This window comes from Tsukamurella sp. 8F, assembly GCF_029167375.1.
In the GTDB taxonomy this organism is placed as follows: Bacteria; Actinomycetota; Actinomycetes; order Mycobacteriales; family Mycobacteriaceae; genus Tsukamurella.
Genome location: NZ_JARFTP010000011.1, coordinates 132,898 through 138,991 on the forward strand (window position 1 = coordinate 132,898; position 6,094 = coordinate 138,991).

Annotated in this window: 6 protein-coding genes; 4 read left to right on the forward strand and 2 right to left on the reverse strand. The window is 68.3% G+C overall.

Annotated features, from left to right (window positions below; all coding sequences use genetic code 11):
• The first annotated feature begins 21 nt into the window (after positions 1–21).
• On the forward strand, positions 22–660 hold the full coding sequence (locus tag P0W64_RS11120) for a hemolysin III family protein (RefSeq protein WP_275480170.1): 639 nt from the start codon (positions 22–24) through the stop codon (positions 658–660).
• Between the two features lie 4 nt (positions 661–664).
• Here the strand turns inward: P0W64_RS11120 and P0W64_RS11125 are convergent, their stop codons facing one another.
• Both P0W64_RS11125 and asnB read right to left on the reverse strand, forming a co-directional pair.
• On the reverse strand, positions 665–1,318 hold the full coding sequence (locus tag P0W64_RS11125) for a phosphatase PAP2 family protein (RefSeq protein ID WP_275480159.1): 654 nt from the start codon (positions 1,316–1,318) through the stop codon (positions 665–667).
• 2 nt (positions 1,319–1,320) lie between these two features.
• Complete coding sequence (asnB, locus tag P0W64_RS11130; RefSeq protein WP_275480160.1) at positions 1,321–3,285, reverse strand: asparagine synthase (glutamine-hydrolyzing); 1,965 nt, start codon at positions 3,283–3,285, stop codon at positions 1,321–1,323.
• A 331-nt stretch (positions 3,286–3,616) separates the two neighbouring features.
• Here asnB and P0W64_RS11135 point away from each other — a divergent pair, with 331 nt between their 5' ends.
• The 3 genes from P0W64_RS11135 (at position 3,617) to P0W64_RS11145 (ending at position 5,886) form a co-directional block, all read left to right on the forward strand.
• Positions 3,617–4,594, forward strand: a complete 978-nt coding sequence (locus P0W64_RS11135) for a cytochrome c oxidase subunit II (protein WP_275480171.1) — start codon at positions 3,617–3,619, stop codon at positions 4,592–4,594.
• Between the two features lies 1 nt (position 4,595).
• Entirely contained in the window at positions 4,596–5,027 is a 432-nt protein-coding gene (locus P0W64_RS11140) for a cytochrome c oxidase subunit 4 (RefSeq protein WP_275480161.1), read from the forward strand.
• Positions 5,028–5,181: 154 nt separating this feature from the next.
• Complete coding sequence (locus P0W64_RS11145; protein WP_275480162.1) at positions 5,182–5,886, forward strand: hypothetical protein; 705 nt, start codon at positions 5,182–5,184, stop codon at positions 5,884–5,886.
• Positions 5,887–6,094 lie beyond the last annotated feature (208 nt).

Consider the following 6,094-nt stretch of genomic DNA (forward strand, 5'->3'; position numbering starts at 1 on the left):
CCGCAGCCGCTACCGGGGGCGATGCAGCCGCGGCCGCGGCTGCGCGGCGTCATCCACACCTACGGCGCCGCGGCGGCGGTACTGGCGGGGATCCCGCTGGTGATCGCGGGTTTCCTGCATTCGGAGGCAGCGGGCTTGGCGCTGTTGGTGTACGCGATCACCGTGTTCGGCGTCTTCGCCGTGAGCGCCTCGTATCATCGCGGGCCGTGGTCGCCGGCCGTCCGGGTCTGGATGAAACGCGCGGACCACTGCATGATCTTCGTCTTCATCGCGGGAAGTTATACGCCGATAGCCGTCATCGCCCTTCCGTGGGCCACCGGCCGCATGGTGCTGCTGGTGACGTGGATCGGTGCCGCGGCCGGCGTCGCGATGAAGCTGTTCTGGCCGCACGCTCCGCGCTGGGTGGGCGTCCCGCTGTACATCGCTCTCGGTTGGGTGGCCGTGGCCGTGGCGCGCGAGCTGATCCTCGGGGCCGGCTGGGCGGCCGTGGTGCTGCTCGTGATCGGCGGGCTGCTGTACAGCGGGGGAGCGGTGCTCTACGCGGCTCGTTGGCCGGACCCGTGGCCGACGGTGTTCGGGCACCACGAGTTCTTTCATGCCGCCACCGTGATCGCGGCCGCCTGCCATTACGCGGCGATGTGGATCGTGCTGCTGCGATGACCGGTCAGGATCTCGGCCGGAGCGCATGAGTATCGCCGTCACGGCGATGCCGATGCTGTGCAGCCGAGATCTCGACCACCGCAGCGACGACGAGCGCCACCGCGACAGCCACGCACAGCCCTGCGATCACATCTGTGGCCAGGTGGTAGCCGTACCAGATCAGTCCCGCGGCGACGCCGGGTAGCGTCGCGGCGATCGCGACGGCCCAGGCGGCCCGCCCGCGGCCGGTGCGCGCTGCCAGCACGAACGCCGCCGCCACGGACGCGTAGGCGACGGTGTGCCCGCTGGGGTAGGCGAGGAACGGGTGGTCGACGTAGGCGCTGGTCAGCGTCCGGCCGAACAACTGCTTGAGCACAAGAGTGTTGAGCAGCACCGCCGCCGCGGGCGTGGCGATGAGCAGGGCGGCCCGCCGGAACTCGCGGGCCCAGCCGTAGAAGCCGACGCCCACCACGACTACGGGCAACAGGTACGGCGTCTCCGACGGCGCGAGGAACACCCGTGCGACGGGATGGAAGGTCGCGCGCACCCAGTCGGTGGCCGTGCGATCGAACGCCGTCGCGCCCATGCCCGGCGGGAACGTGAGCGGAAGCGCCACCACGACGGCGATGCACACCGCCACGAGGAGCCACCGGACGGCCGCGCCCGTGCGGAAGGACACGGCTAGAGCCGGACCGGGTAGTCGGGCTCCTCGATCGTGGGGTGGATGCGGTTCTCGACGAAGATGCCGTGCCAGACCATGAACACGATCACCGTCCACAGACGGCGGGAGTGATCGGTGCCGCCGGGCCAGCCCTCCGGCGCCTTGGCGCGGTGCTCGTCGAGCATCGCGAGGACTGCGGGCTTGTCGATCCACTGCTCTGTCTGCGACTGCTCGATGGTCTCGCGCGCCCAGTCGTACAGCTCGGGCCCGGCCAGCCAGTGCCGCAGCGGCACTGGGAAGCCGAGCTTCTTCCGGTGCAGCACGTGCGGCGGCACGATCTCCTCGAGCGCCCGCCGCAGCGCGTACTTCGACGTTCCATGCGCGATCTTGGCGTCGACGGGCAGTTGTTCGGCGACCGCGAAGACCTCCTTGTCGAGGAAGGGCACGCGCAGCTCGAGCGAGTTGGCCATCGTCATCTTGTCGGCCTTGACCAGGATGTCGCCGCGCAACCACGTGAACAGGTCGAGGTGCTGCATCCGCGCCACGGGGTCCAGTCCGCGGGTCTGCGCGTAGATGGGTGCCGTGACGTCCATATGTGTCCACTCGGGACGGAACTCGGTGAGGACCGACCGGAGCTGCGTGTCGTTGAACGACCGCGCGTTGCCGTAGTAGCGCTCCTCGAGGCGCAACGAGCCGCGCTGCAGGAGACTCTTGCCGCGCTGCCCCTCGGGCAGCCGGTCGCCTGCCCTACCGGCGAGGCGCCGCGCCCAGGGCGGCAGCTTGTCGAACGGTGCCAGCGACAGCGGCTCGCGATAGATGGTGTAGCCGCCGAACAGCTCATCGGCCCCCTCGCCGGAGAGCACGACCTTGACGTGCTTGCGGGCCTCCTTGGCGAGGTAGTACAGCGGCACCAGCGACGGGTCGGCCACCGGGTCGTCCAGGTACCAGACGATCGCGGGGATCGCGTTGCGGAAGTCCTCGGGGCTCACGACCCTGACGATGTGGCGCGCTCCGATCGCGTCCGCCGATTCCGCGGCCACGTCGACCTCGCTGTACCCCTCCCGCTCGAAGCCCGTGGTGATGGTGATGAGGTCGGGGTTGTGCTGGATCGCCAGCGCCGCGATCGCGGTCGAGTCGATTCCGCCCGAGAGGAACGAGCCGACGGTGACATCCGCGCGCATGTGCATCTTGACCGAGTCGCGCAGCACCTCCGCGATCTCGTGGTAGCGCGCCTTGGCGTCGGCGGAGTCCGGTCCGCCCGAGATGGGGCGGACCGGATAACGCGGGTGGAAGTAGCGCCGGCCGGTCACGTGGCCGCCGGGTGTGAGGACCGCGTACGTGCCGGACTCGAGCCGTCGCAGGTGCTTGTGCAGGGTCTCCGTCTCGGGAACGTACTGCAGGACGGTGTAGTGCTCGATCGCGCGCGGGTCGAGCTCCAGGTCGACGTCGGCGACACCGGCCAGCTGGAGCACGGACTTCTTCTCGCTGGAGAACGCGGTGCCCTTGCTTCCGGTCGCGTAGAACAGCGGTTTGATGCCGAACGCGTCGCGGGCGACCGTCAGCTCGCGGCGCTCGGTGTCCCATACGGCGAAGGCGAACATACCGCGCAGGCGGGGCAGTACACCGTCGACGCCCCAGTGGTGGAGCCCGGCGACGATGGCCTCACCGTCGCCCTCGGTGCGGAACGTCGCTCCGAACTCGTCGGCCAGCTGTTTGCGGAGTTCGAGGTAGTTGTAGATCTCGCCGTTGAACGTCAGGACGTACCGGTCCGGGTTCTCGGGCGGGCCCCAGCGCAGCGGCTGATGCGCGTGTTCGATGTCGATGAACGCGAGCCGATTGAACGCCAGGGCTAGGTCGTCGTCGTGCCACGAGCGGCCGAACTCGTCGGGTCCGCGGTGCCGCATGCACCGGCCGGCGGCGGTCACGGTGTCGACGGCCGCAGCCGCGGTCGAGTCGGCGGACAGGAATCCCAGAAGGCCACACACGAGTGATCAGTATGCCGAAACCAGACCGGGGATGCCGACGCCGAGGGCGCGCCGCGCGATTCTGTGACCCCGGAGCGATTCCGGGCATCGTTTGGTCTACGCTGCGTAGTACATCGGGAAACGTCCAGCCCCTCCTGTGAGTTCCAAGCGATTCGCGGAGCCACGACGGAGCCCGCAGAGAGAAGTCCCGTTTCAGCAGGAAGGCGCGAAATTGGCTCCCGGAAGTACGGCCCCTCGTAAGACGGGTAAGAGTGCTCTCGCTGGTCGTGGCCGCGTCGGGCGTGCAGCGTGGGCCAAGCGCCTTACGTTGGCTGCCGGACTCGTCGTAGGCATGTTCGCCATGTCGGGCTGCTCCGTCGAGGAGGCGATGCGTTTCGGTTGGCCCGAGGGCGTGACCCCCGAGGCCCGCGACATGACCACGCTGTGGAGCTGGTCTGTCGTCGCCGCGCTGATCATGGGAATCCTCGTCTGGGGCCTGACCTTCTGGACCATCACGTTCCACCGCAAGAAGGAGGGCACGCCCGACTTCCCGCGGCAGACCGGTTACAACGTGCCGCTCGAGCTCATGTACACGGCTGTGCCGTTCGTCATCATCGCGATCCTCTTCTACGCCACTGTGGTCGTGCAGACCAAGGTCGAGAAGATGGAGCCGAATCCTGCCGTCACCGTCGACGTCACGGCGTTCCAGTGGAACTGGCGGTTCGGGTACCAGCAGGTCACCTTCCAGGACGGTGAGCAGCTGAACCTGTCGAAGCCGAACCCCTACGGCACGCAGCCCAAGCCGGGGGAGCCGATCGAGCAGGACGGCAAGGAGGTCCACGGACCCAACAACGGCAAGTTCCAGGAGATCCGCGACTACCTGCAATTCAGCAAGATCGAGACGCAGGGCAGCTCCGCCGAGATCCCCGTGCTGGTCCTGCCCACGCAGTCGCGTATCCAGTTCGACCTGGCCTCCGCCGACGTCGTGCACTCGTTCTACATCCCGCAGTTCGCATTCAAGCGCGACGTGATGCCGAACCCGGTGCAGAACCACACCAACAACAAGTTCCAGATCACCGAGATCGACCGCACGGGTTCGTTCGTCGGGCGCTGCGCCGAGATGTGCGGCGATTACCACTCGATGATGAACTTCGAGATCCGAGCCGTATCGCCGGCCGATTTCGAGAAGTACATCAAGGCGCGCCAGGGCGGCGCCGACAACGCGGCCGCGCTGCAGGCCATCGGCCAGCCCGGCAAGGCAGTGACCACCGCGCCGTTCGACACGCGTCGCCTGGCCCGCACGGCCTCGGCAGTAGGGGAGAGCAACTGATATGAAGGTCGAAGCCAAGCTCTTCGAATTCCTCACCGCGTTCTTCTTCCTGTGCGGTGTCATCTACACCGTGCTCACCGCCATCTGGGGGACGGGGCACGACGGTGGTGGAGTGGAGTGGGTCGGTACCGCAGCGCTGTTCCTCACCGCCGGCCTGACCCTCATCACCGGGACGTATTTCCGCTTCGTCTCCAACCGTGTCGATACCCGCCCCGAGGACTACGAGGACGCGGAGATCGCCGACGGCGCCGGTGAGCTGGGCTTCTACAGCCCGCATTCCTGGTGGCCGATCCTGCTGTCGGCGTCCGTCGCCGTCGTGGGCGTCGCCATGGCCCTGCACCTGTTCTGGTTGCTGGCTTTCGGTGCGGTCATCGTCATCACCGCCGCGTGGGGTCTCGTCTTCGAGTACCACAAGGGCCCCGAGAAGCACTAGAGCTCACGCACAGGCCGCCCGTCCCCGGCAGGGGTACGGGCGGTTTCTGCTTTGTCGGACGGCATTCGTGTCGCGGCTCGTGCCCGTTCACCTCGGCGTCGCCCTGCTGTGGTTGCCTCGCTGGCGGATGCCACCGAAGGGAAGTGCCGTAGCGATGACCAGCTCCGGATTGTCCGTCCGCCGGCTCAGCGACGACGAGCTGCGGGGCCGCAGCCGCTCCGGCACCGTCGCCGTCAAGCCCGCCAAGCTCGACTTCACCCGCGCCGAGAGCGACCTGTATTCGATGCCCGAGGGATTCGGGGTCGTAGACGCCCCTGCGCGCTCGTTCCTCGCCATCGACACCCACGGCAGTCCCCGCACGTGCGAGGACTACCGCGTGGCGACTGAGGCCCTCTACGCGGCCGTCTACGGTGCCAAGCTGCGCAACAAGGACCTCGTGCGCCGTGGAGCGCCCGGTGTCGATGGTGCCGCTCGCACCGACTTCTCCGTCCCGCCCCTCGAGCGCATCCGCGGGGAGCTCACACGGGCCACCGTCGACGACGCCCGGTGGACCCTGTTGCTCCGCGTGCCGTCGTGGATCGCCGACGACGAGATCGCCGACGCGCTGGAGCGGGTCGAGGTGTCCAAGTCGCTGCCCGCGGTCGCCCGTGTGTATCGCACGTCCCATCCGGAGCGGACGTACCTGCAGACCGGGGTGACGGGATCGTGGTCGCGCTCGCTCATCCCGGTATCGAAGGCGACCGCCGTGGAACTCAGGGAGCGGGGGCTGGTCGCCGCCCCGGAGTGGTACGAGGCGTGCCTCGATAACGCCGATCTCGCCGCCGACCAGCCCCGGTACATCCTTCGCCGCCGCGTCTGACGCCCGCGGCTCGCCCGGCGGTGCCGGGTTCCAGACAAGGGCGGGGCGGCGACTAGGACAGAGAGAACGGCGAAGGCCTCTCCCCTGGGGTAGGGGAGAGGCCTTCGCCGTCCGATCAGTGCCGAAGTGAGATCACTCGATCTCGATCTTGCCGCCGTGCTCCTGGACCTTGCGGGTCGCTTCGAGCGCCTTCTCGTGCTGCTCGTGT